This is a genomic window from Jatrophihabitans cynanchi (genome assembly GCF_027247405.1).
GTDB lineage: Bacteria > Actinomycetota > Actinomycetes > Mycobacteriales > Jatrophihabitantaceae > Jatrophihabitans_B > Jatrophihabitans_B cynanchi.
The window spans coordinates 1120944-1147555 of the sequence record NZ_CP097463.1 but is presented as its reverse complement, the minus strand read 5'-3'; the positions used below and the strand labels follow the sequence as shown (position 1 = coordinate 1147555).

The 26612-nt window shown below is 71.4% G+C and carries 25 protein-coding genes; 12 read left to right on the top strand and 13 right to left on the bottom strand.

Features of this window, described 5'->3' with window-relative positions; translation table 11 throughout:
• Nucleotide 1 precedes the first annotated feature (1 nt).
• The 3 genes from M6B22_RS05595 (at nt 2) to M6B22_RS05585 (ending at nt 2536) form a co-directional block, all read left to right on the top strand.
• Entirely contained in the window at nt 2-817 is an 816-nt protein-coding gene (locus M6B22_RS05595; protein WP_269444790.1) for an HpcH/HpaI aldolase/citrate lyase family protein, read from the top strand.
• Between the two features lie 557 nt (nt 818-1374).
• Nucleotides 1375-2307 (top strand): DUF222 domain-containing protein, encoded by a 933-nt coding sequence (locus M6B22_RS05590; protein WP_269444789.1) that lies wholly within the window; start codon nt 1375-1377, stop codon nt 2305-2307.
• Between the two features lie 13 nt (nt 2308-2320).
• Entirely contained in the window at nt 2321-2536 is a 216-nt protein-coding gene (locus M6B22_RS05585; RefSeq protein ID WP_269444788.1) for a hypothetical protein, read from the top strand.
• 28 nt (nt 2537-2564) lie between these two features.
• Here M6B22_RS05585 and M6B22_RS05580 read toward each other — a convergent pair whose 3' ends face one another.
• The 8 genes from M6B22_RS05580 to M6B22_RS05545 form a co-directional block, all read right to left on the bottom strand.
• Nucleotides 2565-2936 (bottom strand): PPOX class F420-dependent oxidoreductase, encoded by a 372-nt coding sequence (locus M6B22_RS05580; RefSeq protein ID WP_269444787.1) that lies wholly within the window; start codon nt 2934-2936, stop codon nt 2565-2567.
• 48 nt (nt 2937-2984) lie between these two features.
• Nucleotides 2985-3425 carry a ribonuclease HI gene (gene rnhA, locus M6B22_RS05575; RefSeq protein ID WP_269444786.1) on the bottom strand — a complete coding sequence of 147 codons (441 nt, stop codon included), beginning with the start codon at nt 3423-3425 and terminating at the stop codon, nt 2985-2987.
• Nucleotides 3422-3766 carry a hypothetical protein gene (locus M6B22_RS05570; RefSeq protein WP_269444785.1) on the bottom strand — a complete coding sequence of 115 codons (345 nt, stop codon included), beginning with the start codon at nt 3764-3766 and terminating at the stop codon, nt 3422-3424. Before M6B22_RS05570 ends, rnhA begins: the two co-directional genes overlap by 4 nt.
• Before the next feature lie 155 nt (nt 3767-3921).
• Nucleotides 3922-4524, bottom strand: coding sequence for a TetR/AcrR family transcriptional regulator (locus M6B22_RS05565; RefSeq protein WP_269444784.1), 603 nt, complete (start codon nt 4522-4524; stop codon nt 3922-3924).
• A 4-nt stretch (nt 4525-4528) separates the two neighbouring features.
• Nucleotides 4529-5215: an ABC transporter ATP-binding protein gene (locus tag M6B22_RS05560; RefSeq protein ID WP_269444783.1), complete on the bottom strand. Its 687-nt coding sequence runs from the start codon at nt 5213-5215 to the stop codon at nt 4529-4531.
• On the bottom strand, nt 5212-6303 hold the full coding sequence (locus M6B22_RS05555) for an ABC transporter permease (RefSeq protein ID WP_269444782.1): 1092 nt from the start codon (nt 6301-6303) through the stop codon (nt 5212-5214). The genes M6B22_RS05560 and M6B22_RS05555 overlap by 4 nt, the downstream gene beginning before the upstream one ends.
• Nucleotides 6304-6411: 108 nt before the next feature.
• A complete protein-coding gene (locus tag M6B22_RS05550) occupies nt 6412-6591 on the bottom strand; it encodes a hypothetical protein (RefSeq protein ID WP_269444781.1) in 180 nt (59 codons plus the stop codon).
• A 95-nt stretch (nt 6592-6686) separates the two neighbouring features.
• Nucleotides 6687-10958, bottom strand: coding sequence for a GH92 family glycosyl hydrolase (locus M6B22_RS05545; RefSeq protein WP_269444780.1), 4272 nt, complete (start codon nt 10956-10958; stop codon nt 6687-6689).
• 210 nt (nt 10959-11168) lie between these two features.
• On the opposite strand from M6B22_RS05545, the gene M6B22_RS05540 reads away from it, so the two are divergent.
• Genes M6B22_RS05540 through M6B22_RS05530 form a run of 3 tightly spaced genes read left to right on the top strand, consistent with a single transcriptional unit; the run spans nt 11169 to nt 16671 of the window.
• Nucleotides 11169-12194: a LacI family DNA-binding transcriptional regulator gene (locus tag M6B22_RS05540; protein ID WP_269444779.1), complete on the top strand. Its 1026-nt coding sequence runs from the start codon at nt 11169-11171 to the stop codon at nt 12192-12194.
• Between the two features lie 56 nt (nt 12195-12250).
• Nucleotides 12251-13477 carry an ROK family transcriptional regulator gene (locus M6B22_RS05535; RefSeq protein ID WP_269445813.1) on the top strand — a complete coding sequence of 409 codons (1227 nt, stop codon included), beginning with the start codon at nt 12251-12253 and terminating at the stop codon, nt 13475-13477.
• Nucleotides 13474-16671, top strand: coding sequence for a TIM-barrel domain-containing protein (locus M6B22_RS05530; protein ID WP_269444778.1), 3198 nt, complete (start codon nt 13474-13476; stop codon nt 16669-16671). The genes M6B22_RS05535 and M6B22_RS05530 overlap by 4 nt, the downstream gene beginning before the upstream one ends.
• 50 nt (nt 16672-16721) lie before the next feature.
• Here M6B22_RS05530 and M6B22_RS05525 read toward each other — a convergent pair whose 3' ends face one another.
• A complete protein-coding gene (locus tag M6B22_RS05525; RefSeq protein ID WP_269444777.1) occupies nt 16722-18638 on the bottom strand; it encodes a S9 family peptidase in 1917 nt (638 codons plus the stop codon).
• A 151-nt stretch (nt 18639-18789) separates the two neighbouring features.
• Here M6B22_RS05525 and M6B22_RS05520 point away from each other — a divergent pair, with 151 nt between their 5' ends.
• Both M6B22_RS05520 and M6B22_RS05515 read left to right on the top strand, forming a co-directional pair.
• Nucleotides 18790-19173 (top strand): ArsR/SmtB family transcription factor, encoded by a 384-nt coding sequence (locus tag M6B22_RS05520; RefSeq protein ID WP_269444776.1) that lies wholly within the window; start codon nt 18790-18792, stop codon nt 19171-19173.
• Nucleotides 19170-19655, top strand: coding sequence for an SRPBCC family protein (locus M6B22_RS05515; RefSeq protein WP_269444775.1), 486 nt, complete (start codon nt 19170-19172; stop codon nt 19653-19655). The genes M6B22_RS05520 and M6B22_RS05515 overlap by 4 nt, the downstream gene beginning before the upstream one ends.
• Here M6B22_RS05515 and M6B22_RS05510 read toward each other — a convergent pair.
• From M6B22_RS05510 to M6B22_RS05500, 3 genes are all read right to left on the bottom strand, one after another.
• Nucleotides 19648-20976, bottom strand: coding sequence for a C40 family peptidase (locus tag M6B22_RS05510; protein ID WP_269444774.1), 1329 nt, complete (start codon nt 20974-20976; stop codon nt 19648-19650). The two genes, M6B22_RS05515 and M6B22_RS05510, sit on opposite strands and share 8 nt — an antisense overlap.
• Before the next feature lie 155 nt (nt 20977-21131).
• Nucleotides 21132-21782, bottom strand: a complete 651-nt coding sequence (locus M6B22_RS05505; RefSeq protein ID WP_269444773.1) for a hypothetical protein — start codon at nt 21780-21782, stop codon at nt 21132-21134.
• Nucleotides 21779-22846: a TQO small subunit DoxD gene (locus M6B22_RS05500; RefSeq protein WP_269444772.1), complete on the bottom strand. Its 1068-nt coding sequence runs from the start codon at nt 22844-22846 to the stop codon at nt 21779-21781. The genes M6B22_RS05505 and M6B22_RS05500 overlap by 4 nt, the downstream gene beginning before the upstream one ends.
• 79 nt (nt 22847-22925) lie before the next feature.
• Here M6B22_RS05500 and M6B22_RS05495 point away from each other — a divergent pair, with 79 nt between their 5' ends.
• From M6B22_RS05495 to M6B22_RS05480, 4 genes are all read left to right on the top strand, one after another.
• Nucleotides 22926-23627 (top strand): response regulator transcription factor, encoded by a 702-nt coding sequence (locus tag M6B22_RS05495; protein ID WP_269444771.1) that lies wholly within the window; start codon nt 22926-22928, stop codon nt 23625-23627.
• Complete coding sequence (locus M6B22_RS05490) at nt 23624-24949, top strand: sensor histidine kinase (RefSeq protein ID WP_269444770.1); 1326 nt, start codon at nt 23624-23626, stop codon at nt 24947-24949. The genes M6B22_RS05495 and M6B22_RS05490 overlap by 4 nt, the downstream gene beginning before the upstream one ends.
• 127 nt (nt 24950-25076) lie before the next feature.
• Entirely contained in the window at nt 25077-25271 is a 195-nt protein-coding gene (locus tag M6B22_RS05485; RefSeq protein WP_269444769.1) for a hypothetical protein, read from the top strand.
• A 66-nt stretch (nt 25272-25337) separates the two neighbouring features.
• On the top strand, nt 25338-25943 hold the full coding sequence (locus M6B22_RS05480; protein ID WP_269444768.1) for a hypothetical protein: 606 nt from the start codon (nt 25338-25340) through the stop codon (nt 25941-25943).
• Between the two features lie 18 nt (nt 25944-25961).
• On the opposite strand, the gene M6B22_RS05475 is transcribed toward M6B22_RS05480, so the two are convergent.
• Complete coding sequence (locus M6B22_RS05475) at nt 25962-26588, bottom strand: alpha-ketoglutarate-dependent dioxygenase AlkB (RefSeq protein WP_269444767.1); 627 nt, start codon at nt 26586-26588, stop codon at nt 25962-25964.
• Nucleotides 26589-26612 lie beyond the last annotated feature (24 nt).

Genomic DNA, 26612 nt, shown 5'->3' with positions numbered 1-26612 from the left:
CGTGCTGCCGGTGACCTGGCTGTACGTGCCCGCCGACCGGCCGGACCGGTACGCCAAGGCGGTCGCGTCCGGCGCCGACGTGGTGATCCTCGATCTCGAGGACGCCGTCGTCCCGGCGCACAAGACCGAGGCGCGCGCGACCGCAGTGCGCTGGCTGGGTACGGCGGCGCCCGGCAGCGTCGAGGTACGCGTCAACGCGCTGGACACGCCGTGGGCGCAGGACGATCTGCGTGCGCTGAGCGACGTTCCGGCGCTGCGCGCGGTCCGGTTGCCGAAGGTGCAGTCGGTGGCAGACGTCGCCGCCGCAGTGGCGTTGCTCGGCGCGGTGCGGTGCGGGCTGCACTGCCTGATCGAGTCGGCCCGCGGTGTCGAGGCCGCCTACGAGATCGCGTCGTCACCGCGGGTGACGGCGATCGGGCTCGGCGAGGCGGACCTGGCCGCCGACCTCGGCGTCAGCGACGCGGCGGGATTGGCCTGGTGCCGTTCGCGGGTCGTCGTCGCTGCCCGGGCGGCCGGCCTGCCGGCGCCCGTCTTGTCGGTCTATCCGAACGTGACCGACCTGACCGGGCTGCGTGCCGGCTCGCTCGCCGGGCGTCGGCTGGGCTTCCTCGGGCGCGCCGCGATCCATCCGCGCCAGGTTCCCGTGATCGCCGAGGTGTTCCGGCCGTCCGAGGCTGACGTCGCCGACGCGCGCGCGGTGATCGAGGCCTTCGCACGAGAGCCCGACGCAGGCGTGATCGCGCTCGAGGACGGCCGCATGATCGACCCGGCGCTGATCCGGCAGGCACGCTCGGTGATCGACCGCGCCGCACCCTGAGCTCGGTCGGCGAGGTGGCGGTGCTGAGTCGCCCCGGTCGCTCTGGGGTTGCGGAGCGGGCGGCGAGCTTGGCGCTGGGCCGGGTTGCTGTGCGTCGCGTGCGCAAACCGAGCCAGCCTCAGCGGCTCTCTGTCGGTTGCCGTTGCTGGGTTTGCCTCGGCTGGCCGCTACGCGTTGACGAGCGCGGCGACGGGGGACTCGCTGTTGGTCGCGTTGCGCCGCCGGGCTGGCTCTCGCTCTGGTTGCGCCGCGTCGAATTGCGCGGCGACGAGGAGCTGGGTGCTCGGCCGGGTTTGCGCCGCTGGGTCGCGGTCCGGTCGTGGTTGCGCTCCGTCAAAGACGCGGCTCGACCCACTGTGGGTCGAGCTTGTGATGCTGGGTCGCTGCTGGTCTCGGTTGCTGTCCGTCGAAGAGCGCGGCGACGGGGACCCGCTCTCGGTCGGCTTCCGCTGCCGGGTCGCCTTCCGCTGTGGTTCTGTCGGGATCAGCCGATAAAATAAGGCGAAAGTCCATCCTCAAGTGTTGACAAGTCAAGCCGGTGCTGTAGAATCAGACGCATGGGCGAATCCGACCAGATCATGGTCGACGGGATCACCGTCGACCTGGTCGACCCCACCCAATGCACCCCACTACCCACCGCGTCGGACGTGCTGCACCGGCCCGACCAGGCCGCCGGCGCGGCGAGCGTGCTGCACCCGTCCGGTGCGGTCCTGACCGCGATGGAGTCGCTGCTGCCGGGCCGGCTCTCGGACACCGGCCTGATCGACGCCCTCACCGCCTGTGACCGGCTCCGTGCGCTGGTGGATGCCAAACAGAGCGAACTGCTCGCCGAACTCGCCCACCGCGACCGTGACGGTGAGCAGTTCCTGCGCGAGGAGGCGGCGCTCGCGCTGCACCTGCCGCCGGCCACCACCCAGGACCGCCTCCAGTGCGCCAGCGAACTGAGCGGGCGGTTGTGGGACACGCTCGACCTGCTGCGCTCGGGGCACCTGTCCGCGGTGCACGCCCGCATCCTGGCCACCGCCACCGTCGACCTACCCGATCCGGCGGCCGCGAAAGTCCAGGCACAGGTCCTGAAGCGGGCACCCGGACAGACACCCGGTGAGTTCCGCGCCGCCGTCCGCCGCGCAATCGCCAAACACCACGCCAAGACCCAGAACGAGAAACACCGCGCTGCGGCCGCGCAACGGCACGTGCGCAAAGAGCAGGTCGAGGACGGGATGGGCTGGCTCACCCTGTTCGCGCCCGCCGACGGCATCGAAACCGTATGGACCGCCGTCAACGCCTGGGGCACGAAGACCAGCCGGCAAGACCAGCGCACCGCCGACCCCGAACCGGCCCGGGATCGACAGCAGCCTGATCACCCACCGCTACCAGCCCACCACCACGATCACCCGACACGTCATCACCCGCGACCAACACTGCATCATGCCCGGCTGCCGCCGCCGCGCCCACAACTGCGAACTCGATCACCGCCGGCCCTGGCCTGACGGCCCCACCAGCGTGACCAACCTCGAACCCCTCTGCAAAAGGCACCACGACCTCAAACACCACGCCGGCTGGACCCTCACCCGCACCCCCGACGGCACCTACCACTGGACCTCGGCAACCCGACACCACTACCACTACCGACCACCCGAACTACCCATACCCCAACCCGAACCCGAACCACCGAAGCAGACCGGACCCGACCCCAACGACCAACCACCACCGTTCTGATCTGACAGAGCGGGCGGTGAGCGGCTGACTACTCGATGCCGTAGCTGTTGATCTTCTCGGGGTGGATGCGGATGAATGCCTCGCCGAAGCCCGGCCCGAGCGCCGATCCGCCTGTCACGATCGGTTCGGCACGCCCGCGGATCTCCAGCATGCGTGGCGTCCACGGATCGGTCGAGACCAGGTCGTCGATGACGATGGCTGCCCATCCGTTGGCCTGCACGTCGCGGAACTTCTTCGTCGTGCCCACATGGTGGCCGCCCACATCGACCGTGCCGAGCTCGGGGTTGTACCGGTACGACGTCGGCACCACATGCGGCTTGTGATCGGCGCCGGCCGTGGCGATCCGGCCCAGGCGTTGACTTGCGAGGTACGCGATCTGTGGTTCGGTCAGTTCGGTCATGTCAGAGGCAACGCCGCGACCATGCTTGGGTAGTCCTTCGACGAAGCTTCAGAGGTACCGCGCACAGCCGGCGTTCGCCAAGGCATCGGCGCGCTCATTGCCGATATCACCGGTGTGCCCGCGCACCCAGCGCCAGTCGACACGGTGCCGCGCGGCCGCCTCGTCCAGCCGCTGCCAGAGATCGGCGTTCTTCACCGGCTTCTTGTCGGACGTGACCCAGCCACGGCGCTTCCAGTTGTGGATCCACTTGGTGATGCCGTCGCGCACGTACACGCTGTCGGTGAACAGGGTGACTTCGCACGGGCGGGTCAGCGCGTTGAGCGCCTCGATCACCGCAGTGAGTTCCATCCGGTTGTTGGTGGTCAACGGCTCCCCGCCGTACAACTCCTTCTCGTGCGTGCCGCTGCGCAGCCACACGCCCCACCCACCCGGTCCGGGATTGCCCTTGCACGCGCCGTCGGTGTAGATGACGACAGGTTCGGTGCTCACGCGCCAAGGACGCGATGCGTGGGCGACAGGTCCTCGGTCAGCCCGGTCCACGCCACGATCTCGTGCCACACCAGCTCGTCCTCGTCGACCCAGATCAGCTCGCCGGTGGCACTGACGGCCGGACGGACGCGATCCTCTTCGCGCACGTACTCGGCGGCCTCGAACACGACGTCCTCCTCGGCGGCGGCCAGCTCGGCCTGCTCGTCCGCGAACTCTACGTCGTCGTTCAGGCCGTCGTTCAGGTCGTCGTACTCCTCATCCACACGGCGCTGGTAAGCGAGCAGCATCATCGCCACGAGGCACAGGCAGGACAGCGCGCACACCCCGATGGCGATGCCCATTCCACTGCCCCGATCAGTCGCTCTGACGACCCCCGAAGGTAGCGGTTTCGCGCCCTCCGGCAGCGGCGACACGCGATAGTGGCATGGCGCCGGCAACATTCTGCTGCTCGACTCCCACGAGTAGTACCTCTAGGCGTGGCGGTCGCGCAGCGGGCTCAGCCGGCGAGCAGGCCGTCGATCGCCCGGCGCAGATGGGTGCGCGCCGCGTGGTTCGCCCGCCCCATACCGTCGCGCGCCGCCTCCTGCTGCGCGGTGGCGAGCACGAGCGCGCCGATCAGTTCGGCGATCACGGTGCGGTCGGCGGGCCGCCGGATACCCGCGTCGCGCAGCGCCGCGTCCAGCGGTGCCTGCAGTTGCCGGTGCGAGTCGGCGAGTTCGGCGCGCGCGGCGTCGTCCAGCTCGGGCACGACGGACGACAGGTTCGCGATCAGCGCGTGCTCCGGCGTCTTGGCATAGTCGAGCCGCGCGACCGCCCAGCGCCAGATGCGCTCGCGCGCCGGCTCCGGCCCGGACAGCAACTCGCGCGAGCGCTGCACCTCGGCCGGCAGCTCGCGCGCGAACCAGCGCAACAGGATGTGCGCCTTGTCCGGGAAGTAGCGGTACAGCGAATTGCGTGCCAGCCCGACCGCCGCGGCGATGTCGCCCAGGCTCACCGCGTCGAAGCCACGCTCGGTGAACAACGTGATCGCTGCGTCGAAGACGGCGGCTTCTTGCCGGGCCACGTGTTCGGCCACGCTGCCGGCCTTGATCTTGGGCATGGTCTCACGATGATAGGGCGAGTTCCTGAACGGTCCCGCCGCGCAGCGCGAGGTGCCGGTCTGCGTGCCGCCTGGGCGCGTCGTCGTGCGTGACGATCACCGTGGCGAGCTGATGCTTGCGGGTCTGCACGGCGAGCATCGTCGCGACCTCTTCGGCGAGCGCCGGATCGAGCGATGCCGTCGGTTCGTCGGCCAGCAACACCTGCGGCCGGCCCATCAGCGCCCGCGCGATGCCGACCCGCTGCCGCTCACCACCGGACAGCTGAGCCGGCAGGGCGCCCGCGCGCGTGGTGAGTCCGAGTTCGGCGAGCAGGTCATCGGCGCGCGCCCGGGTCGCCGCCCGGGGCGCCCCGGCGATGTGACCGACGAGCTCGAGCTGCTCGCGCGCGGTCAACGTGGGCACCAGGTTCGCGGACTGGTAAATCAGCCCGATCCGCTCGGCCCGCAAGGCGGTTCGCTTGCGTTCGGACAGCCGCGCGGTGGACGTCCCAGCGATGAGCACGTCCCCGTCCGCCGGCCGGCGCAGCAGTCCGGCCAGCGCGAGCAGCGTCGACTTGCCCGACCCGGACGCCCCGGTCACGACCACCACCTCGCCCGGCGCGACGTCGAGGTCCACGTGATCGAGCAGCACGCGTACGCCCGCGCCGTCCGGGTAGGCGGCGTACACACCGCGCAGTGACAGGGCACTCATTGCGACACTCCCAATGCGACGGCCGGTTCGACCCGGGTGATGCGGCGGAACGCGGCGAGGCTGCCGAGGATCCCGGTGAGCACGATCAGTCCGGCCGTGGTCAGGACGCTGCCCGGCGCGAGGGCAACCGGTACCGTGCCGCCGTCGAGCAGCGCCACGATCGCGGCGCCCGCGCCCGCGCCGACCGCGGTCGCGGCGAGCACTACCAGCGCCATCTGGGCGATCCCGTCGCGCAGCACGTACCAACTCGACGCGCCCATCGCCTTGAGCAGACCGATCTGCTTGGTGCGCTGGACCGCGAGCACGGTGAAGAACGCGCCGACGATCAGGGCCGAGATCGCCAGCAGGAAGGCGCGGATCAGCGTCATCGTCTGCGTCTCGGCGGTGAAGCCGGGCGAGCCGTCGTAGGCCTGCTGCTTGGTCTTGGTCTCGGTACCGGCGGCCTTGTCGACAGCTGCCACGTCGGTGCCGGACGGGATGTCCAGCGCGACTGCCGAGAAGCGCCCGACCCCGCCGCTGCCGTACGCGATCGACTGCCACGTCGCGAGCGAGGTGTAGGCGATGTCGACGTGCCCGTACGAGCCGGCGAAGGTGAAGCCCAGTACCGGCAGCGCGACGTCCGAGCCGCCGAGCCGGTAGCGCTGCCCGACCGTGACGCCCTTGGCGCGCAGTTCGTCGGCGAGCACCAGGCCCGGTCGACCGGCGAGTGCGGCGCGCGCGTCGGGTCGCTGTACCAGGAAGCTGTCGGACTGCACGCCGAACAGGGCCAGGTCGATGCTCGGTCCGCCGCCGTCGGGCGCGGCGTTCACGAACGACACGCCGATCGGCGACGCCTTCACGCCCGGTTGCCGCTGCCACTGCTGCAGCGCCGGGTCCTTGAGCGTCGAGCGGCTGAACACCGCCTGCGCCCCAGGCTGGAACGCGAGGTGGTCGAACGGCAGCGCCCGCAACCCGGAGGTGCCCTGCTGCACCAGGCCGTCGGCGAGGCCGGCGAGGACGGTGGCGAGAACTGCGACGAGCGCCACCACCAGCCCGACCAGGCTGAAGCGCCGCCAGGCGCGTCGAAGATCGCGCAGCGCCAAGAACATGTACCGCCTCCGATTTATCGACGTCCTGTCGTTATGTTACGAACAGTGCGTCGGTAACGTTCCGGGGCGGCCCGGAGTGTGACTCAGGTGACCCGCGGCAGGGCGGTCTCAGCCGCGATGTCGCGGCGAGTACTTGCCGTGCTTCTCGGCGGGTCTGTCGTGCCCGGGCGGCGCCTCGGTCGTCGCCGGGGTGGTCGGCGCCTGTGGCTCCTGGGGCGCGTTCGGGTCGTCCTGGGGCAGCGGGTCCTCGGGACGGTCCTCGCCCGAACCCGGCATCAGATCGGTCATGCCGATCGCATACCCGCTACGCCGCTTCCCCCATCCAGTAACCGGATCTCAGCCCGGATTTTCGGCACTGGGTGGGGGAGGCGGCGCGAGCGAGGTCAGCTCTCGCCGATGGCGAACACGTGCATCCCGTTGCGGCCGCTGCCGACCTGATAGCCCACGCTCGGCAGGGTGAGCGAGGCGGCGGTCTTGCCGGCGTCGAGCGGGATGTTCACCTCGAACACGTTCACCGGCAGGGCCTGCGAGGTGCCGTCCGTCGAGTTCCGGTACGCGGTCGCCACAGCGAGCACCTCGGGCGGCGTCGCCGACCCCGCCCAGTCGGTGAAGGTGACCGGCGCCGACGTGCTCGTCCCGTCGGTGTAGGTGACGGTCGCGGTGCCGGACGAGTCACCGTTCGTCGACGTGCCGAGCAGCCCGAGCGTGCTCGCACCGGGGTGCGCCGGCAGCAGGATCGTCTGTCCGGCCGCGAGCATGTTGTCCGCGGTGCACGGCTGCACGTCCGGCCAGGTGAAGCCGACGCCACCGGCGGTCACCGCCCCGCCCGGGTGCACCCCGGCGTCGGCCAGCGCGTCGGCGGACAGGCTGAACCCGACACCGTCCAGGTTCGCGCAGGTCTCGTCGGCGTCGGCGCTGATGCCGACATTGTCGTAGTAGTCGGCCGGATCGGACGTCGGCGTGATCTGCTCGACCGCGCTGTCGGAGACCTGGCCGGCGTCGTTCACCACGGTCACCGCGGCGGGCGTGCCGGGCCACACCCGCCACGCGCCACCCGGCCCGGAAGGCGTCGGCACGGTGAACGTGATCGCGGTGTCCGACCACGACGTCACGGAGAGCGAGGCGCCGTTGTCGGGCGCGCCCCAGTTCGTGCCGCGATCGCTGAACGCCACGTAGCCGTTGCCCCGTGCCGCGCCGAAACCCGAACCGCTGATCGTCACCGTGTCACCCGCACCGGCCGTTGCCGGCGTCACCTTGGTGATCACCGGTCCGGACGAGGCCGACGTCGACGTCCCGATCGCGAAGACGTGCAACTGTCCGCGCGTCGTGCCGGACGGCAGCGTCAGCGACGTCAGGGTCTTGGCCGGGTCGGCGGGCAGCGACGTCGCGAAGATGTCGGTGTCCACCGAGTCCCGCCCGCCGCTGCACCCCGCGCAGTTGCGGTACGTGGTGCGCGCGGCGACCAGGTTGCCGTACGACGGATGGGCACTGCCGCCGTTCAGCGTCCAGTCGCTGAGGCCGAGCCAGTACCGGTCGGTGCTGCCGTCGGCGTAGGTGAGTGTCGCGATGCCCTGGCTCGGACCGTTCGACGCCGCACCCAGAACGCCGACCTGCGCGGTTCCGGACGGCGCGTCGAGCGTGATCGCCTGCCCGGCCGCGATCGCGTTGTCCGGGTAGCCCGGCGCGGGCAGCGGCCAGCCGTAGCTGATACCGCCCGCGGTCACCGGCTGCCCGGCGGTGAGCCCGGCCGCCGCCAGCGCCTGCGCCGAGTAGCTGCGGCCGCCGCCGTCGAAGTTGCCCGCAGCCACGGCCGTGTCGTCGGAGATGCCGCGGTTGTCGAACGCGGCGAGCAGGCTGCCCGGCTGGGCGACGAGCACGGTCAGCGTCACCTCGGGCAGCACCGCGTCACCGTCGGACAGTGCGATCGGGACCGAGTAGAACGTCTGGGCCGCCGACGCATCCGCATGCACGGTCAGGGTCATCGTCCCGCTGCCGGCCGGCGGCACCCGCAACGTTCCGGACGTGGGCGAGACCGTGAGCGAGTCCGGCGCCGTCACCGAGGCGATCACCTGCTGCGGTCGGGTCGTCGCGTTCTGCGCGCCGAGGGTCACCGTGGCCGTCCCGCCGGGCGCCACCGTCACCTGCGGGTCGGACAGGTAGCCGACGACCGGCTCGGTGCCTGCGCCGTAGGACGGCGGCGCGTCCTGCGGCGCGGTGCCCCACGTCGAGGGTGTCGTTCCGAGCTTCCAGTCGAGCTGGGCGCCGCGTGCCAGCGTCGAGTACGAGACGTACAGCTTCTGGTACGGACTCCCGTTGAGCTTCAGGTTCTGCACGTAGTACGTATCGGCCGACGCGGCCGGGGCGTTGATCGTGATCGTCCTGCCGTGCGGCGGCGTGATCTGGGCGTGCGGGAAGCCGGGGGAGTTGAAGACCAGGTTGTCCGAGCCGGAGTTCTCCGGGTACATGCCGAGCATCTCCCACACGAACGCCGAGCTGTTGGCGCCGAGGTCGTCGTTGTTGTCCAGGCTCGGCCCCGGCGGGTACATCGTGTTGCGGATGTTCGCGACCGCCTGCTGCGTACCGGCCGGGTCGCCCGCGTAGTTCAGCGCGTACTGCTCGCCGAAGCCGAACTCGTTGGTCAGCTGCGCGTACATGCCGAAGCCGTTCGGCTTGGACAGGTACTTGCGCAGCATCGGCGCGACCTTCGCCTTGCCACCGAGCAGGTTGAACAGCGCGGCGTAGTTGTTCGGCGTGTTCCACAGGTACTCGTAGGCGTCCCCTTCGACGTACCGGTCAGTGGTCGTGCCGGTGACGCCGGGAATGAACGAACCGTCGGCGTTGCGCGGTGTCAACAGCCCGTTGCCGGGGTTGAAGACGTTCTGCCAGTTGTTCGCGCGCTCCTGCAGCATCGCGGCGTTCTGGTGATCGCCCAGTGCGGAGGCGAACATCGCCAGCGCCAGGTCGTTGCTGTCGTACTCCTCCAACGTCGACACCTGGCCGTGCGCGTTGCAGCAACCGTAGCGGCCGTCCTCGGGCAGGTAGCCGTACTTCTGCTCCAGGGCCTCACCCGGGCGCACGTCGTTGACGGTCGTCGCCTGCTTGAGCATGTCGGCCAGCGCCTGGGAGGTGTTGAAGTTGTGCGCGCCGAACGCGTAGTAGTCAGCGATGATCGACTGCGCCGGATCGCCCACCATCACATAGTTGTTCAGGTTCAAGTAGCCCCACTGCTGCAGGATCTGGTCCTGCTCGTAGTAGTTCACCAGCGACTGCGCCTGATCACCGGCGGCCTCCGGGTCGAGCATCGCCTGCAACTGCGAGAGCGAGTGGTAGATGTCCCAGCCGGAGAACGTCCCGTACTGATCGTGCTGCCCGCCGCTGACCGTGTGCACCGCCATGTCCGCGCCCATGTACTGGCCGTTCACGTCGCTGCTGATGTTCGGCTGCATGAAGTCCTTGTAGAGCGCGCTGTAGAACTCCTGCGTCTGCGCGTAGCTGCCGCCCGCGATCTGGATCTCGCCGAGCAAACGGTTCCACTCGTTCTGGGCTGCGGTCTTGACGGCGCCGAAATCCCAGCCCGGGTTCTCGGTCTGCACGTCCAGCTGCGCGTTCGCATCGCTGACGTAGGAGGTGGCGACCTTCGCCTGCACGGTCTGTGCGGCCGTGGTGTCGAAAGTCAGGAACACGGCGGACGGGTCGCCGTTCTGCGTCAGGATCTGCGAGGCGGTGAACGGGTGGTCGAAGACCAGGTCGAAGTGGACGGTGTACTCCTGCTTCTGGCCGTCGTTGACCTGCTCGCCGCAGAAGTGGCCGCTGGTGTCCGAGCCGACGATCTCGTGGTCGTTGACGACGCGCGCGGTCTCGCCCCAGTCGCCGTTCTGGCTGTCCATCAGCTTGACCAGGACGTCGGCCTGGGTGGTGGCCGGGAAGGTGAACCGACCCATCGCCGTGTGCGCGGTCGCGGTGAACTCGCTCGTGATCGTGTCCGGCTGGTTGCTGTGCGCGGAGTAGTAGCCGGCCTGCGCGATCTCGCCGTCATTGCTGAAGGCGGTGGTCACGTCGTTCGGGTCGCCGGACGGCAGCGCGCCGGTCATCGGCAGGATCGGCACGTCACCCGCTGCGCCGCAGCCGGGGCCGCTGACATGCGTGAGCGAGTAGCCGGTGAGGGAGGTGTCGCCGAAGCTGTAGCCGCCGCCGGCGCTGCGGTTGGGCATCGTGTCCGGGCTCCACTGCGTCATCCCGAACGGGACGTCCGCACCGGGGAAGGTGTTGCCGCCGCCGGTCGTCCAGGTGCGGGTGTCGACGAGGGCGGCCAGGTCGGTGACCGGCTGGGCCAGCGTCGTGGTGTTCTTCGCGCCGGACGGCATCTTCGCGCGCGGCACGGCCTGCGGGCAGTCGACCGGACGCCCGTCGGTGCCGCGCGTGCACACCGCCGGGTGGTGCGCTCGGCTGCCCGGCGCGGTCCGCGCCTGTGGCTGCGGAGCGGGCCCGGACGGGGCGGGCGCACCCGGACTGGCGGTGCTGCTGCCGGACGGGCTCGGGGCCGGACCGGCCGCGGCCGGTGTTGCCGCGAGCAACCCGCCAACGAGCAGGGCGGCGGAGAGCGCCGCCACCAGGGCGGGCCGGCGAGTGTTGAGGGTGCTGTGTCGAACCGTCACGGGACTGCCTCCTGAGGCGCGCATCAGCGGGGGGTCTGACAACGATGTCAAGAGTTGCTCTGCAGGCTTACCACCGACGCGTGAATAGCGTCAAGAGTCCGGTTCGCGCCTTGCATTTGTCACTAAACGTGGAGAAGATGCGCCGGCACGGCACGGGCCGAGACTGCGCGGCTGCCGTGGCGGGGGACGCGGGAAGGTTAGCGTTGTCAGATGGTTGCTCGGACGAATCGCCCAACGCTGCGGCAGGTCGCGGCGCTGTCCGGTGTGAGCGTCAAGACGGCCTCGCGTGCACTCAACGCCGAGCCGTACGTGTCCGCGGCGACGGCCGCGAAGGTGCGTGCCGCGGCCGAACAGCTGGGCTTTCGCCGCAACGCGATAGCGCGCGATCTTCGGGCCGGAGCACGCTCGACGCTGGTCGGGTTGATCATCGGGGACCTGGCGAACCCGTTCTACTCGCGGCTCGCCCGTGGGGCCGAGCGGCGGCTGCGCAGTAGCGGTCTGCCGCTGATCACCGCGAGCAGCGAGGAGGATCCGCAGCTCGAGCAGCGGCTGATCGCCGAGATGCTCGAACGGCGGGTGAGCGCGCTGCTGGTGGTCTCCAGCGCGGCCGAGCACGCCTACCTCGATGCCGAGCGCCGGCTCGGGCTGCCCGTCGTGTTCCTCGATCGCGCGCCGCAGGACATCGTCGCCGACACCATCGTGATCGACAACGAGCGCGGGGTGCGCCAGGGCGTGGATCACCTGGTGAGGCAAGGGCATCGGCGGATCGGCCTGGTCGGTGACCTCGGCCGGCTGTCGACGCACCGCGAGCGGGTTGCCGCGTTCGGCGCGGCGCTGACCGCGGCCGGCGCCGGCGACTGGCAACGGTATGTGCGGGCCGACTCGCATGACGTCCCCGCGGCTGAGCGTGCAGTGCGCGAGCTGCTCGCGCTCACCCCGGCGCCCACCGCGTTGATCACGACCAACAACCGGATCACCACCGGCGCGTTGCGCGTGCTCCGCGAACTGGCGGCGCCGCCGGCGCTGGTGGGGTTCGACGACTTCGACCTGGCCGACCTGCTCGGCGTCAGCGTGATCGCGCACGACCCCGAGCGGATGGGCGAGCTGGGCGCCGAGCTCATCGTCACCCGGCTCGCCGGCGACGACGGGCCGGCGCGGCGCGTCCTGCTGCCGACCCGGCTCGTCCCGCGCGGCTCCGGCGAACGCCGACCTGCGCATTTGGACGAAACCGTCTAGATCTGTCGAAGTATTGACATTAGCGGCAGGGCGCCGCGAGGGTGTGTGCCGTGATCATGCCGCTTGCCAGCCAGCACCCCGGACGGGCGAACGGTAGGACCAGCAGCGCGATCCGCTCGGCCAACCGCGCGGCCATCGTGGATGTGCTGCGCCGGAACGGGCGAGCGACCCGGGCAGAGCTGTGCACGCTCACCGGCCTGTCCCGGTCCACCGTCTCGGCGCTGGTCGGCGAGCTCGCCGCGCGCGGCCTGCTCGTCGAGCGTCCCAGCGCCTTGGCGCGATCGGGTGGGCGCCCGCCGACGGTTCTCACGCTCGACCGGTCCGGCGGACTCGGGATCGGCATCGACATCGGGGTGCGCCACCTGGCCGTCGCGGTGGGCGACCTGTCCCGCACCGTCCACGCGGAGCGCTGGTGGTCCGAGCCCGCCGGGCACAGCGCGCCGGAGGGAATCGCGACCGTGCTCACCTCGGTGGCCACTGCGCTGCGCGAGGCGAACGCCGAACGCGAGCGGCTCATCGGCGCCGCCGTCAGCATCGCCGCCCCGATCTACGCGGCGGACCAGACGATTGCCGAGCCCGCGGTGCTCCCGGGCTGGACGGGTGCGCAACTGGCGGAGGCGCTTGCCGCGGAACTGGCCATCCCTGTCGCGATCGACAACGACGCCGCCCTGGGAGCGCTCGGCGAGACGATCTGGGGAGCACACGCCGGCGCCCGAAGCCTCGCGTACATCAAGCTGGCGAGCCGGGTCGGCGTCGGTCTGGTCCTGGACGGTGCCGTGTATCGCGGACATGCCGGTCTGGCCGGTGAGTTGGGGCATCTCACCGTGGATCCGGACGGCCCCGTGTGCTGGTGCGGCAGCAGGGGATGCCTGGAGCTCTACGCCGGCGGTGGCGCGATCCTGCGCGGCCTGAGCGGCTACGACGACGACCGCGGCGGTCTCGAGGCGATGATCGACGCCGCGCTGGGCGGTGACGCGGAGGTGATCGCCGCGGTGCGGGCCGCCGCGCGTCACCTCGGTCGCGGTGTGGCCGCACTGGTGAACCTGGTCGACCCGCAGCACGTCGTCGTCGGCGGTGAACTGTCCCGGCTCGCGCCCCTCCTGCTCGACCCGATGCGCGACGAGCTCGCCCGCTACTCGTTCGTCGCGCGCAGCGGCGAGGTCGCGGTCAGCAGCTCGTCACTCGGCCGTCGTGCGTCGCTGCTCGGTGCGCTCGCCCTCGTGTTGACCCAGCCGTCGCGGTTCGGCGACGGCACCGCTTTCCACGCAGAAGGAGTGAGATGAGACGACGACGCAGCAGGTCATTGCTCGCGGTCGCGACGGCGGTCACCTGCGCCGCCGCTGTGGTTGCGACAACCCCCCGGGCCGGCGCGACGCCGGCGCACAACCGCGCCGATCGGCACGCGGTGCGCTCGGGTGACGCCCGTTTCGAGGTGCTCTCGCCGACGCTGATCCGCATGGAGTACGCCGGCGACGGGAACTTCACCGACGCCGGGACCTTCAACGCCGTCGGGCGCGACGACTTCCGGCCCACGCACTTCACGAGCCGGGTACGAGACGGCTGGCTCACGATCGACACCGGACGGATGGACCTGCGCTACAAGGTCGGCTCCGGCGAGTTCACGGCCGACAACGTCTCCCTGAAGCTCCGCACCGGCGACCAGGATGTCACGGCGCACCCGGCGTTCCCGTCGGCTCCGCACTGCGCTCTCGGCAGCCTGTGCGAGGGCGAGCAGGCTGCGCTCACGGGCGGCGTGAGCGTCGCCTCCGATCACTCCGGGTTCACCGGAACCGGCTTCGCGGCCGGCTTCACGTCCGTCGGCGCGGCACTCACCTACCGGCTCGACGTGCCGGCGGCCGGCGAGTACACCCTGCGGCTGCGGTACGCGAACGCCCGCGGCGGCGACGGCCAGGACACCACCCGCACCCTGAGTGAATCGATCGACGGCGGTACAGCCGGCACGATCACGCTGCCCCCGACGCCGAGCTGGGACGACTGGGCGATCGCCACCGTCCCGTCGATCTCGCTGGCGGCCGGCACGCACACCCTCGTCGTCTCCCGCGCCGCGAACGACTCGGGCAACGTCAACATCGACAGCCTCGCGGTGACGCCGCCGGGCGCGGACTACCCGGCGCCCGCCACCACCACGACGCCGTGCGCATACGGCACGGTGTGCGAGGCGGAGGGCGGCGCGCTCACCGGCGGCGCGCACCTGGCCAGCGACCACAACGGCTACTCCGGTGCCGGATTCGCCGCCGGCCTCGAACGGGTCGGTGCCACCGACACGACCACCGTCACCGGGGTTCCCGCCGACGGCACGTATCAACTGCAGCTGCGCTATGCCAACGCCAACACCACTCCGCCGCGCACTGCTTCTGTCACCGTGGACGGGGGCACCGCGACCAGCGTCGCCCTCCCGCCGACCGCCGACTGGGACACGTGGTCGACCGTGACTACCCCGGTGACCCTGTCGAAGGGTCAGGACACGGTGGCGATCGGCTGCCCCACGGCGGACAGCTGCCATGTCAATCTCGACACGGTGGCGATCACCCCGCTGCAGTCGCCGATCCTGCTCGCTCACGCTCCGTTGGGCGGTTACCGGCGCGGTCTGGACGGCGTGAACGGCAGCGCGGTCACGACGCCCGGCCTGCTGTACCGGGACGGCTGGTACCTGCTCGACGACACGCAATCTGCCTTGTGGGACGGCAAGACCGTGACGCCACGGCCGAGCCATGACGGTGCGGCGTACCAGGACGGCTACCTGTTCGGGTATGGGCAGGACTACAAGCAGGGGCTCGCCGACCTGGCGACCCTCACCGGCCCGTCCGAGCTGCTGCCGCGATGGGCCTACGGCGTGTGGTTCTCCGAGTACTACGACTACACGGCCGCGGACTACGAGAACACGATCCTGCCCAAGTTCCGCTCAGAAGGCGTGCCGGTCGACGTGCTGGTGACCGATACCGACTTCAAGTCGCCGAGCACGTGGGACGGCTGGGAGATGGATGCGGCGAAGTTCCCCGATCCGAAGGCCTTCTTCGACTGGGCGGCATCGATGGGCCTGCACAACACGCTGAACATCCACCCGAGCATCGGGCCGGACGACCCGCAGCTCCCTCAGGCGCAGGCCACCGCGAACGGCAAGCTCGCCACGAGCGGCTCGAACTACGTCTTCGACTGGGGCGATCCCGACCAGCTCAAGGCGTATCTGGACCTGCACCAGACGATGGAGCAGGCGGGGGCCGACTTCTGGTGGCTGGACTGGTGCTGCGACAACTCGTACTCCTCGCTCCCGGATGTCACTCCGGACGCGTGGATCAACCAGCAGTACGCCGACGACACCGCCAAGAACATCGGCCGTGGCTTCGCGTTCTCCCGTGCGTTCGGATCGCTGCAGGCCGGTGGGTACAGCGGCCAGGCCGGCGTACCCACCGGCCCGTGGGCCGACAAGCGCACCACCGCGCACTTCACCGGCGACACCACCTCGAACTGGCAGACCCTTGCCTTCGAGGTCGGCTACACACCCGGTGAATCCGGGTCGACGGGGCTGTCGGCGGTGAGTCACGACATCGGCGGTTTCAACAACGACGGCACGCAGGCTAAGGGCGCCGACCCGGGCAGCACCAAGGAGGCCGATGACCTCTACGCGCGCTGGGTGCAGTTCGGCGCGTTCCAGCCGATCCTGCGGCTGCACGGCAACCACAGCGATCGGCTGCCCTGGCAGTACGGCGACGCAGCGCGCACGTCCGCCGAGAAGTTCCTGAACCTGCGGGAGAACCTGGTGCCGTACACCTACTCGCTGGCCAAGCAGGCCAACGACACCGGCATCCCCGCAGTGCGGGCGACCTACCTGGAGTATCCGGACCAGGAGGCTGCGTACCAGCACGCCGACTCCGAGTACTTCTACGGTCCGGACGTGCTGGTCGCACCGGTCACCACGCCCGGGACGAGCGCCACGACAACGGTCTGGTTCCCGGCCGGCAGCGACTGGACGGACTACTTCACCGGCAAGACGTACCGCGGCGGGACGACGCAACAGGTGCGCACCGACCTCGACACGATGCCGGTGTTCCTCAAGGCGGGAGGCATCGTGCCCACGCGTACGGACGATGTCACCAACGACGTCCAGAACCCGTTGACGAAGGTGACGCTGACCGTGGCCGGCGGCGCCGACGGGCACTACTCGCTGTACGAGGACGACGGGTCGACCACTGACCCGGCGCGGTCGGCGACCACGTCCGTGGACTACCGCGAGCGCGGCGGCGACCATCAGCTGCGGATCGCCCCGGCGCGGGGGAGGTTCGCGGGCCAGGTCACGCAGCGGCAGTGGACGGTGCAGTTCGGCAACGCCGACTCGCCGCACCGCGTGTCGGTGGACGGCCGGTCGGCGCAGTGGCGGTACGACGCGGCGACCCGCACGCTGACGGTGGACGTGCCGACCCGATCGGTACACCGCGGCGCCGTGGTCGACTATCGCTGAGAGCGAGGGCGGTGGCCTCCCGGGCGCCCCGGGAGGCCACCGCTGCCCGGTCAGGGGCGTAGGTACCGGTCGAACCAGTCCAGGATCGCCTCGAACCGCGCCACCCGGTGCTGCGGCAAGCCGCTGCGCGACAGCTCGTGCCCCTCGCCGGGGAACAGGAGGAGTTCCACGGTCGCGTCGCGCGAACGCAACGCGACGTACAGCCGCTGCGCCTGCTCGAGCGGGCAACGCCAGTCCTGCTCGGAGTGGATGATCAGTAGCGGCGTGGTGATCGCGTCGGCGTACGTCAGCGGGCTCTGCCGCCGCTGTGCCTCGACGTCGGGGCCGTACAGGTCGCGCGCGAAGTTCCAGCCGATGTCGCTCGAACCGGTGAACGAGTCGATCGCGTTCACGGCCCGCTCGCTGACCGCGGCGCCGAACCGGTCCCCGTGGCCGATCAGCCAGCTCGTCATGAATCCGCCGTGCGAGCCGCCGAGCACGCCGACCCGCGATGCGTCCAGCTCCGGCCGCTCCAGCGCCGCGTCCAGCAGGGCGTACAGGTCGACCGCCGAACGCTCGCCGACGTCGCCCAGGATCGCCGCGCCGTGCGCCTGGCCGTACCCGGACGAGCCGCGCGGATTGCCGTACACGACGGCGTATCCGGCACCCGCGTACACCTGTGCCTCGTCGAAGAGCGTCCAGCCGTACTGGGCGTACGGGCCGCCGTGGACCATGAGCAGCACCGGATGCGGACCGGGCCCGTCGGGCAAGGCGAGGAAGCCGTGCACCGGGTAGCCGTCGGGCGCCGCCGTGTTCACCTCGCTCAGCGCGACCGTCGACACCGCTGCCCCCAGTTCGGCAGCGAAGGCGGTCAGGGGTGCCGGCTCGCCGCCGGAGCGCAGCGCCGCGAGCTCGCCCGGTGTGCCGGCGTCGGTGTACGTGACGACCGTGCGGCCCTGTGCGCTGGCCACCCCGGTGAGCTGGCGGGGGCCGGCCGAGAGCACCTGCGGTCCGGTCCCGTCGAGCGGGACGGCGAGCAGGTCGACCGCGCCACGGTTCGCGGCCAGCACGAGCACCCGGTCGCCGTCGAGCACCAGCCGCTCGGACACCACCTGGATCGTCTCGGCCTCGGTCAGCCGGTTCGGCCGCGCCGGCCCGTCCGTGCCGATGGCGAACAGGCCGTCGTTGCGGGCGACCCACCTGTCCCTGCCGGGTCCGTGATCGCAGCCGATCGCCAGTATTCGCGCGCCGTCGGGCGTGAACGCCGGGGCGGAGAGCGCGAGCGTTCCGTCGGTCAGCTGCCGGGTCCCGCTGCCGTCGGCGCGGATCACGAACACGTCGCGGATCTCGTCGTGCTCGCGCTCCTGGTGCCGGGCCGAGGTGAACGCGAGCCACTGCCCGTCCGGGCTCCAGGTGACGTCGCTGTCGTCGTGGTCGCCCTCGGTGAGCTGTACCGGTTCGCCCGAGCCGTCCAGGCCGAGCACGAAGACGTGCTCGCGCCGGTCCGCGAGGAACCCGACGTTGTCGCGCCGGTACTGCAGCCCGGTGATCCGCCGCGGCGCCTCCTGCTCCGGGCTGACCTTCTCGTCGGTGCCGTACCGGCCGCTCTCGGGGACGCGGGCGCAGAAGGCGATCGAGCGCGAGTCCGGTGACCAGGCGGCGGCGCCCGCCCCGCCCGGCAGGTCGGTGATCCGGCGCGGTTCGCCGCCGTCGAGCGGGAGCACGTGCAGCTGCGGTTTGCCGCCCGGCTCGGTGCGCAGGAACGCCAGTCGGGTGCCGTCCGGGGAGAAGCGCGGCGCGGAGTCGCGTGGTCCGTTCGTGAGCGGGCGTGGTGGCGCGCCGGCGTCGACCGGAGCGATCCAGATCTGGCCGCGGTACTCGTTCGCCGCGACGTCCGCTCGGCTGGTGGCGAAGGCGGCGGTGCGCCCGTCGGGTGAGAGGGCTGGTGGGCTCAGGGTGATCAGCTGCGCGATGTCGGTCGGTTTCACCCACTCACCCTAGGCGGCGGGCGCGGCGCGTCCAGGCTGCCGGGCGTGCTGCGCGTGGCCTACGACCTCCCTTCTGCAACCACTTGGTTGACAATACGGCGACGGCTGGTTAGCGTTGTTGGCAACCAACTGGTTGTGAAAGGTGGCGACCGTGTCCGACCGACTGTCCCTGGTGTTCGCCGCCCTGGCCGACCCGATCCGGCGCGACATCGTGGCGCGGCTGTCGACCGGCGACGCGACCGTGGGCCAGCTGGCCGAACCGCACCAGGTATCCACGCAGGCGATCTCCAAGCACCTCAAAGTGCTCGAGAATGCCGGCCTGGTCAGCAGCGCGCGTGACGCTCAGCGTCGTCCGCGGCACCTGCAGGCCGAGGTGTTCGACCTGATGACCGCGTGGATCGAGAGGTACCGGGCCCAGGCCGAGGAGCGGTTCAGCCGCCTCGACGAGGTGCTCGCCGAACTGGAGGACCGTCCCAGCGCACAAGACCGTCCCCGAGCACAAGACCGTCCCCGAGCACAAGGAGCAGCGTCATGAACGGCACGAGTACCCGGCAGACCACCATCACGGCGGATCCGAACCTGCCGACGATCCGGATCGAGCGCGAGTTCGACGCCCCCGTCGAGCGGGTCTTCCGCGCCTGGACCGACCCCGAGCTGTTCGCCCGCTGGATCGGCCCCCGCGACCGGCGCACGAGCATCGCCGAGTGGGACGCCCGCACCGGCGGCCACTGGCGGTACTCGGTCACTGATGCCGACGGTGGCCAGGTCGCCTCGTTCTACGGTTCGTTCCACGAGGTGCGTCCCGACGAGCGGCTCGTGCAGACGTTCACGTACGAGGGCTACCCCGACGGCGTCTCGCTGGAGACCGCGACGTTCACCGATCTGGGCGACGGACGCACGTCGGTGAGCTGCCTGTCGGTCGTCGAGTCGATGCAGTTGCGGGACTCGATCCTGTCCAGCGGGATGGACACCGGCGTGATCGAGGGCTACGAGAAGCTGGACGCATTGCTCAGGTGAGCGGCCGGGTGGCGCCGAAGTAGCCGGACGAGACGCGGCCCAGCGGGGTGATGCGCACGATGTCGCCGCTCTGCGGTGCCTGCACCACGTTGCCGTTGCCGACGTACACCGCGACGTGATGGATGCCGGTGACCGAGTGGTTGCTGCTCCAGAACACCAGGTCCCCCGGACGTAGCGCGCGTACCGCGGGGTGCAGCCGGCCGGCCTGGGTGTACTGGGTCGCGGCGAAGTGCGCCATCGACAGGTACGGCGCCCAGCCGAAGATCGCCAGCCCGGAACAGTCGAAGCCGACGACCTTGCAGTCCTGCGCCGCGTCCCCGCCTGCGCAGCTGCCGCGGGTCGGGCCGTGGCTGCTGCCGCCGGCCCAGGCGTACGGCGTCCCGATCCACTGGATCGCGCGGTTCGCCGCGGTCTGCCCTACGGCCGGCGTCCACCGGCCGTGGCTCGGCGCAGGGCGCTGGTGCTGCACCAGCCGGGCCAGCCGGCGGTAACTGGAGTCGAGGGCGGCGGCGCGCCGCCCGTCCGAGACCGCCCACCCGCCCAGGAAGGACGAGAGCGCCGCATCGGCCTGCGCCTGGGTCAGCTTCGCGGCCCGCAGGTCGTGCTGCAGCCCGGCCAGTTCGGTGCGCGCGCGTTGCAGGGCGGCGTTCGCACGCTGCCGGATCGTGGCCAGCGCGCGGGTCTGCGCCGCCATCTGCGCGAGCGCCTGGCGGTGCCGGCTCTCGGCCACGTTGCGCGCGGCGAGCGCGCCGTTCAGCTGTGCGGCGACCTGCGACTGGAAGCGGGTGATCATCTCGCGATCGGCGCCCGCCTGGATCACCGCGCCCGGATCCGGTGCGGTGAACAGGCTCGCGGCGGAGGTGGCGCCGACCGAGTTGCCGGCCTCACCGCCGGATTCGTAGTACGAGACGACGACCGCGACCAGGTCGCTGCGCGCCTGATCGTAAGCGTGTTGTGCCGCCGCGGCGGCCGTGGCCGCCTCGGCCTCCGCGGCTGTCGCGCGCTGCTGGGCGGCGAGTTGGGCCAGGTAGTCGTTCTCGGCGCCCGATGCCGCTGCCGAGAGCCGGGCGAGCGAGCGGGACGTCGCCGCGATCCGCTTGCGCAGGGACGCGACCGAGTGATCAGCCACCTGCTTGGCACGGTGGGCCGTGGCGCCCGTGGCGCCCGTGGCGCCCGCGACCCCCGTGGCGCCGGTGGCGGGCGTCGCCGGTGTCGCGTGCGCCTCGGCGGGGGCGAGCGTGAGGCAGCCGAGCACGGCGGCGAGCACGGTCAGCAGCAGCGGCAGCCGGCGCACCGGGCGGGCAAGGGTGTGACTGGTCACGGCGTCCTCAGAGATCGGCTGGCCCCTCGGGTCCTGGGCGAAGGGCCGACCCCGAAACCATCGGCGCCCGGCTTCGTGACCTGAGCGTTACCTCGGGCTGCCGGAGGTGACGTGGATCGCGAGCGCAGTCGCCGCGTGCTGACGGTCGAAGGCGATCAGTTGTCGCCGCCGTGCCGCTCGAACCCGTCGTAGTGGTGGCTGGTCAACGCGGTGGCCGACGGCAGCACGGCGGTGGCGAGCCCCACGCCCGCGACCAGCGCGAGCGCCACGGCGAGGGCGCGCCACCTGCGCCTGCGCGCTGCCGGTGAGAGCCGTGGGTCGCGCAGTTCGCGCCAGGTGGTGCTGCCGGCGCCGATGAGGTGGCCGAGCACGTGCCCGGTGGTGACCGCGAACCACACGACGAAGCTGGCCTGGTGCAGCGTGAGCATCGGCTCGCGATGCGCGGGGCCGGTGTAGACCAGCGCGATCCCGGTGCCGAGCACGGCCACGCTGGACAGGACGACCAGCGGTCCGAGCATGCGCAGGATCGGGTGCGGCGGCCCTTTGCGGACGTACGGCGCGGCCCCGGTGTAGTAGCGAAGGAACCGGTAGCCGGTGCTGGCGCACTTGAGCAGCACCGGCCCGACGAGCAGCAGCCCGAGGTAGATGTGCAGGGTGATCAGCCCCTCCACATCGAGCACGGTGACGCCTTCCACCGCCAGCAACCCCAGCAGCACCATGCCGTTGACGGCGGTGAGCCGGCTGTTGCCCTCGACGCCGCCGGCCTGGTCGGTGGCGCCGGCAGTGCGCGAGACGGTCGCTCTCATCCGTCCACCCGCAGCTGTCCGGACACGACCCGCACTGCTATCGGTTGCAGCGGCGCCGGTGGCGGCCCCTGCAGCACGGCGCCGGTGCGCGCGTTGTAGACCCCGCCGTGGCAGGGGCAGACGAACTGCATGCCGGACGAGTCGAACTGGACCGGGCAGCCGGCGTGCGTGCAGGTGGCGTTGAACGCGACGAACGTCTCTCCCGAGGGGTGCACCATCCAGGCCGGGCTGCCGGTGGCCGGGTCGGTGAACGCGCGGGCCTGGCCTACCGGCACCTCGTCGGTGGTGCCGACGACGGTGCCCGCGGTCGATCTGCCGCTGGACGGGCGAGCAGGGCGATGCGCCTGCGGGCGGGCGGGCGGGGACGTCGTCCCGGGCCCGAGCGCCGCAGGCGCGTGGGCGGTGCCGTGCTCGGCGCGGCCGATCGCGGCGGTCACCCCACCGAGCGCCAGCGCACCGCCCGTGGCGAGCGCGGCCGCCGCGCCCGCGCGGATCGCGGTGCGCCGGTCGACGCCGGCGAGGGCAGCAGGCCTGCGGTTCCCTGGCCGCGGGGCCTGCGCCACCGTCGGCTCGCGTAGCCAGTGGTCGATGGTGAGCACACCCTGGGAGCCGAAACCGAGCATCGTGAGCCACGCGAAGGCGAACACGATGTCCGAGCCGTAGTAGTACGGCGTGGTGCTCCACGAGACGGTCAGGAAGAACGTCAGGGACAGCAGCGCACCGCCGAGCGCGGCGATGCGCTGGAAGAGCCCGAGCAGGGTGCCCAGGCCGACCGCGAGCTCGCCGAACGCGATCAGCAACCCGACCGCCGTCGGGGCGTGGGCGGACAGCCCGACCAGCCGGCCGATCGGGCTGGTGTGCGCGAACACCCGCATCTGCGCGGCCACCGAGGCGGGGCTGTGCGGGTCGAGGTAATCGGGGTTCGCGAGCTTCTGCAGCCCGGCGAAGCTGAACGTGACCCCGAGGAACAGCCGCAGTGGCAGCAGCAGCCAGCCCGGCTCGCGGTGCCGCCGCCCCCACGCCGCCGTGGCCTCGAACCATGAGCGTGATCGCGTGTTCTGCACGTGATGATCGTTCGCGACAGGTGACTAAGAACCGGTTCAGCTCTCACCGTCGCGCCAGCCGTGGACCTACGGTGATGCAGTGACCGTCGCCGATACCCGCAACGCCGTCCTGGCGGGCCTGTCGGTGCTGATCGTCGAGGACGACGCAGCGATCGGCGGCCAGCTCGTCAAGGGCCTGACCCGGGTGGGCGCCCGGGCCAGTCTGGTGCGCGACGGGACCAGCGCGCTGCGCTGCGCGCCCGCCGAACTGGTGCTGCTCGATCTGGGCCTGCCCGATCTGGACGGTGTGGAACTGTGTGGCCGGCTGCGGCAACGAAGTGCGGCACCGCTCATCGTGGTGACGGCGCGGGGCGCCGAGGCCGACCGCGTGGCCGCGCTGGACGCCGGTGCCGACGATTACATCGTCAAGCCGTTCGGGTTTCAGGAGTTGCTCGCGCGGATGCGGGCCGTGCTGCGCCGCGCCCGGTCGGACTCGGGCGTGATCGTGCACGGCCCGCTCCGGATCGACCTGCCCGCGCGCCGGGTGTGGGTCGATGAGGAACCGATCAACCTCACCGGCAAGGAGTTCGACATCCTCGCCTGCCTGGCGCTCGAACCGGGTCGTGCCGTCAGCCGCGAGGAGATCTTCGATCGGGTCTGGGACGAGCACTGGTACGGCCCACGCAAGGTGCTGGACGTGCACGTCGCCGCGCTCCGCCGCAAGCTCGGGGCGCTCGAGCTGATCGAGACCGTGTACGGGCGCGGCTTCCGCCTCGGCCGGCCGGCACACCAGCAGGCATGACGCGCCGCATCCTGGCCAGCTTCCTTGCCGTCCTGGTCGCCGTCATCACGGCGATCACCCTCCCGCTCGGGCTGATCGTGACCGGCCAGCAGCGTCGGGACTTCGTGGACTCGGCCCGGACCGCGGCGCGAGGCGTCGCCGGGCTCGCTGAGGAACAGCTCGACGATCGCGCTTCGATCGCGGCCCTGCCCGGGCTGCTGTCCAGAGCCGTGCGCGATGCGGACGCCGTTGTGGTTCTGGACAGGGCCGGCACCGTCGTCGCGACGGCCGGCCGTCCGCTTCCGGCCGCGGTCGTGCCTGCCGTGCGGGACGGGCAACCCGTACCTGCGCAGGACGGCGAGGTCGTGGTGACGGCGCGGGTGGGTGACGGCCGCGCGTCGGTGGGCACGATCATCCTCGCCCGTAACTCCGCGAGCCTGCACGACCGGGCTCGCGCCCTGTGGCTGGCGTTGGGCGCTGCAGCGTTGCTTGCCCTCGTGGTCGGTGCCGCGGTGGGTTGGTCACTGGGGCGATGGATCGCTCGGCCACTGCGCAGCCTGCACGCTGCGGCTCGGAGCATCGGTGCCGGCCAGTCACACGCCCGCGCCGACGAGGGGTCCGGGCCGGCCGACGTCCGCGAGGTCGCGCACGCCTTCAACGAGATGGCGGACCGGGTCGGCGCGCTGCTGCAGAACCAGCGCGGGATGACGGCCGAAGTCTCGCACCAGTTGCGGACCCCACTGTCGGCGCTGCGGCTCCGGCTCGAACTGCTGGCCGAGGACGTGACCGGCGACGCCCGCGTCGAGGCGACGGCGATGCTCACCGAGGTCGATCGGCTGGCCCGCCTCGTCGACGGCCTGCTCGCGATCGCCCGGGCCGAGGCGACGGAGTACGCGCCGGTCAGCACCGACCTCGTGACGAGTGTGAGCGAGCGGCTGCGGGCATGGGAACCGGTGGCTGCCGAGCGCGATGTCAGCTTGGACCTGCACGCCGCCGAGTCCGGCGTGCTCGCCGCGCTCACGCCCGGCCACCTCGAGCAGGTGCTGGACAACCTGCTCGCGAACGCCCTCGACGCCGTCCCGTTCGGCGGCCGGGTCACGGTGACGGTCGCCCGCGTGGGTCCGCGTCCGATGCTGCGTGTCGATGACACCGGTCCGGGAATGAGCGCGGCCCAGCGCGCCCGCGCGTTCGATGCCTACGCGACCGATCGCGGCGGGCGGGGCGGCACCGGTCTGGGACTGGCGATCGTGGGCCGCCTCGTCGCCACCGACCACGGCAGCGCCTGCCTGCTGCAAGGCCCCGAGGGCGGCACCCGGGCCGAGATCGTGATGCAGCCCGGCTGACCACCGGACCCCGCCGAGCCCGACGCAGGTTGTGAGCAATGTCCGCAATCGTGGCCGATGTGTGTGAAGCGTGCCCGATCGGGAACCCTCAGTGCACCGGATTGTCGGAGCGAGGAGGAATCACGTCATGGTCAGCAGCACCGTCACCACGCAGCGGCTCAAGTCCGCCGGCGCACGCGGTGGAGTGCAGGTGGCAACGTACGCGAATCGGATGGTGCACGCCTCCGCTGCGCACCGCACCGAGTTGCTGTTCCTGGCCGTGACGTTGGGGTTTGCCCTGGTTGTCGGGGTGCTCGGGGTGCTCGCCCTGCCGACGTTCTGAATTCGATGATCTCCGGACCGGTTTGTCCATTCCCCGATACGCGGGCTCGTGCCACGATGGCTGTCCGTGACGGGCGTGTTGGGTGCGGTGCAGTACAGCTGCGCCGACTGCGGGCGGGACGCGAGCCTGCGCCCGCCGAGCGTGCCCTGCCTCTGCGGCAGCACGGCCCGGCTGCGCGCGGACCCTGAGGATTCGTACCGGCTCGTGAGCGACCGCGTGTTGCCGTGGTTCGACCCGTTCAAGGACTGGACGGTCAAGTACCTGCAGTTCACCTGGAACGTGCAGCAACTGCGGCACGTGTACAGCGTCGACGACGGCGGTACCGCCGAGGGCCTGCGCAAGACCGCGCTGATGACCTTCACCTCCTGTGCCGAGCTGGCCGACTGGCTGGTGGCCGGCCCGGAACCGGTGTCCGTCACGCCCGGGGCCCTCGCCCGGCTCTTCGCCATCGAACCGCTGAGCGTAGCCCGGGCCCTGGAGCCGGCAGGCGGGGGCGTTGCGCGGCTGGTCCCGGTCGCGTTCTCCCGACCGCCGCACGCCTGGGTCGACTACCGCCGGCCGGACGCCAAGCCGGTCCGCTACGACGCGCTCGATCTCGCCGAGCGCTGCCTGGACGCCTGGCACCGGTTCCTGCACGGGTGCGGCGTCGCGGTGCCCAGCTGGGAGCGATGACGCGCCCCCAGGCCGACGTCAGCGGACGCCACGGGGGCGGAACTGGATGCTGATCCGGGGCCCGACCGCGCGGCTGGTCTTCGGGATCGCGTGTTCCCAGGTGCGCTGGCAACTGCCGCCCATCACGATCAGGTCGCCGTGCCCCAACTCGTGGCGGCGCGCCGGGCCGCCCCCGCGCGGTCGCAGCAGCAGGGCTCGCGGGTCGCCCACCGAGACGATCGCGACCATGGTGTCCTCGGTGGAGCCACGCCCGATCCGGTCGCCGTGCCAGGCGACGCTGTCGCGCCCGTCCCGATACAGGCACAGCCCGACGGTGGCGAACGGCTCGCCGAGCTCGCGGCGGTAGTGGCGATCGAGCGCCTGTCTGGCCGCGACCAGCGCGGGATCGGGCAGGTCGTCGCCCTCGTCGTAGAAGCACAGCAGCCGCGGGACGTCGACGACCCGCTCGTACATCTGCCGCCGTTCGGCGCGCCACGGGACCGTGCGCGCGAGGGTCTCGAACAGGGCGTCCGCCCCGCTCAGCCAGCCCGGCAGGACGTCGATCCAGGCGCCGCCGCGCAGGTGCTCGCGGCGGACCCGGTCGTCGAGCTCGCCCGGTGCGGGTCGTCCGGTGTCGAACAGCGAGGCCTGCAGCGCTGCGGTCACGTCCTCGAGCGTATCAAACGAGCG

What these genes read in the sequence shown, in the direction of transcription:
- M6B22_RS05590 (WP_269444789.1), top strand. Translation starts at nt 1,375, where the DNA reads ATGGGCGAATCCGACCAGATCATGGTCGACGGGATCACCGTCGACCTG.
- M6B22_RS05580 (WP_269444787.1), bottom strand. Translation starts at nt 2,936, where the DNA reads ATGACCGAACTGACCGAACCACAGATCGCGTACCTCGCAAGTCAACGC.
- M6B22_RS05570 (WP_269444785.1), bottom strand. Translation starts at nt 3,766, where the DNA reads ATGGGCATCGCCATCGGGGTGTGCGCGCTGTCCTGCCTGTGCCTCGTG.
- M6B22_RS05565 (WP_269444784.1), bottom strand. Translation starts at nt 4,524, where the DNA reads ATGCCCAAGATCAAGGCCGGCAGCGTGGCCGAACACGTGGCCCGGCAA.
- M6B22_RS05560 (WP_269444783.1), bottom strand. Translation starts at nt 5,215, where the DNA reads ATGAGTGCCCTGTCACTGCGCGGTGTGTACGCCGCCTACCCGGACGGC.
- M6B22_RS05555 (WP_269444782.1), bottom strand. Translation starts at nt 6,303, where the DNA reads ATGTTCTTGGCGCTGCGCGATCTTCGACGCGCCTGGCGGCGCTTCAGC.
- M6B22_RS05550 (WP_269444781.1), bottom strand. Translation starts at nt 6,591, where the DNA reads ATGACCGATCTGATGCCGGGTTCGGGCGAGGACCGTCCCGAGGACCCG.
- M6B22_RS05540 (WP_269444779.1), top strand. Translation starts at nt 11,169, where the DNA reads ATGGTTGCTCGGACGAATCGCCCAACGCTGCGGCAGGTCGCGGCGCTG.
- M6B22_RS05535 (WP_269445813.1), top strand. Translation starts at nt 12,251, where the DNA reads ATGCCGCTTGCCAGCCAGCACCCCGGACGGGCGAACGGTAGGACCAGC.
- M6B22_RS05530 (WP_269444778.1), top strand. Translation starts at nt 13,474, where the DNA reads ATGAGACGACGACGCAGCAGGTCATTGCTCGCGGTCGCGACGGCGGTC.
- M6B22_RS05515 (WP_269444775.1), top strand. Translation starts at nt 19,170, where the DNA reads ATGAACGGCACGAGTACCCGGCAGACCACCATCACGGCGGATCCGAAC.
- M6B22_RS05505 (WP_269444773.1), bottom strand. Translation starts at nt 21,782, where the DNA reads ATGAGAGCGACCGTCTCGCGCACTGCCGGCGCCACCGACCAGGCCGGC.
- M6B22_RS05490 (WP_269444770.1), top strand. Translation starts at nt 23,624, where the DNA reads ATGACGCGCCGCATCCTGGCCAGCTTCCTTGCCGTCCTGGTCGCCGTC.
- M6B22_RS05485 (WP_269444769.1), top strand. Translation starts at nt 25,077, where the DNA reads ATGGTCAGCAGCACCGTCACCACGCAGCGGCTCAAGTCCGCCGGCGCA.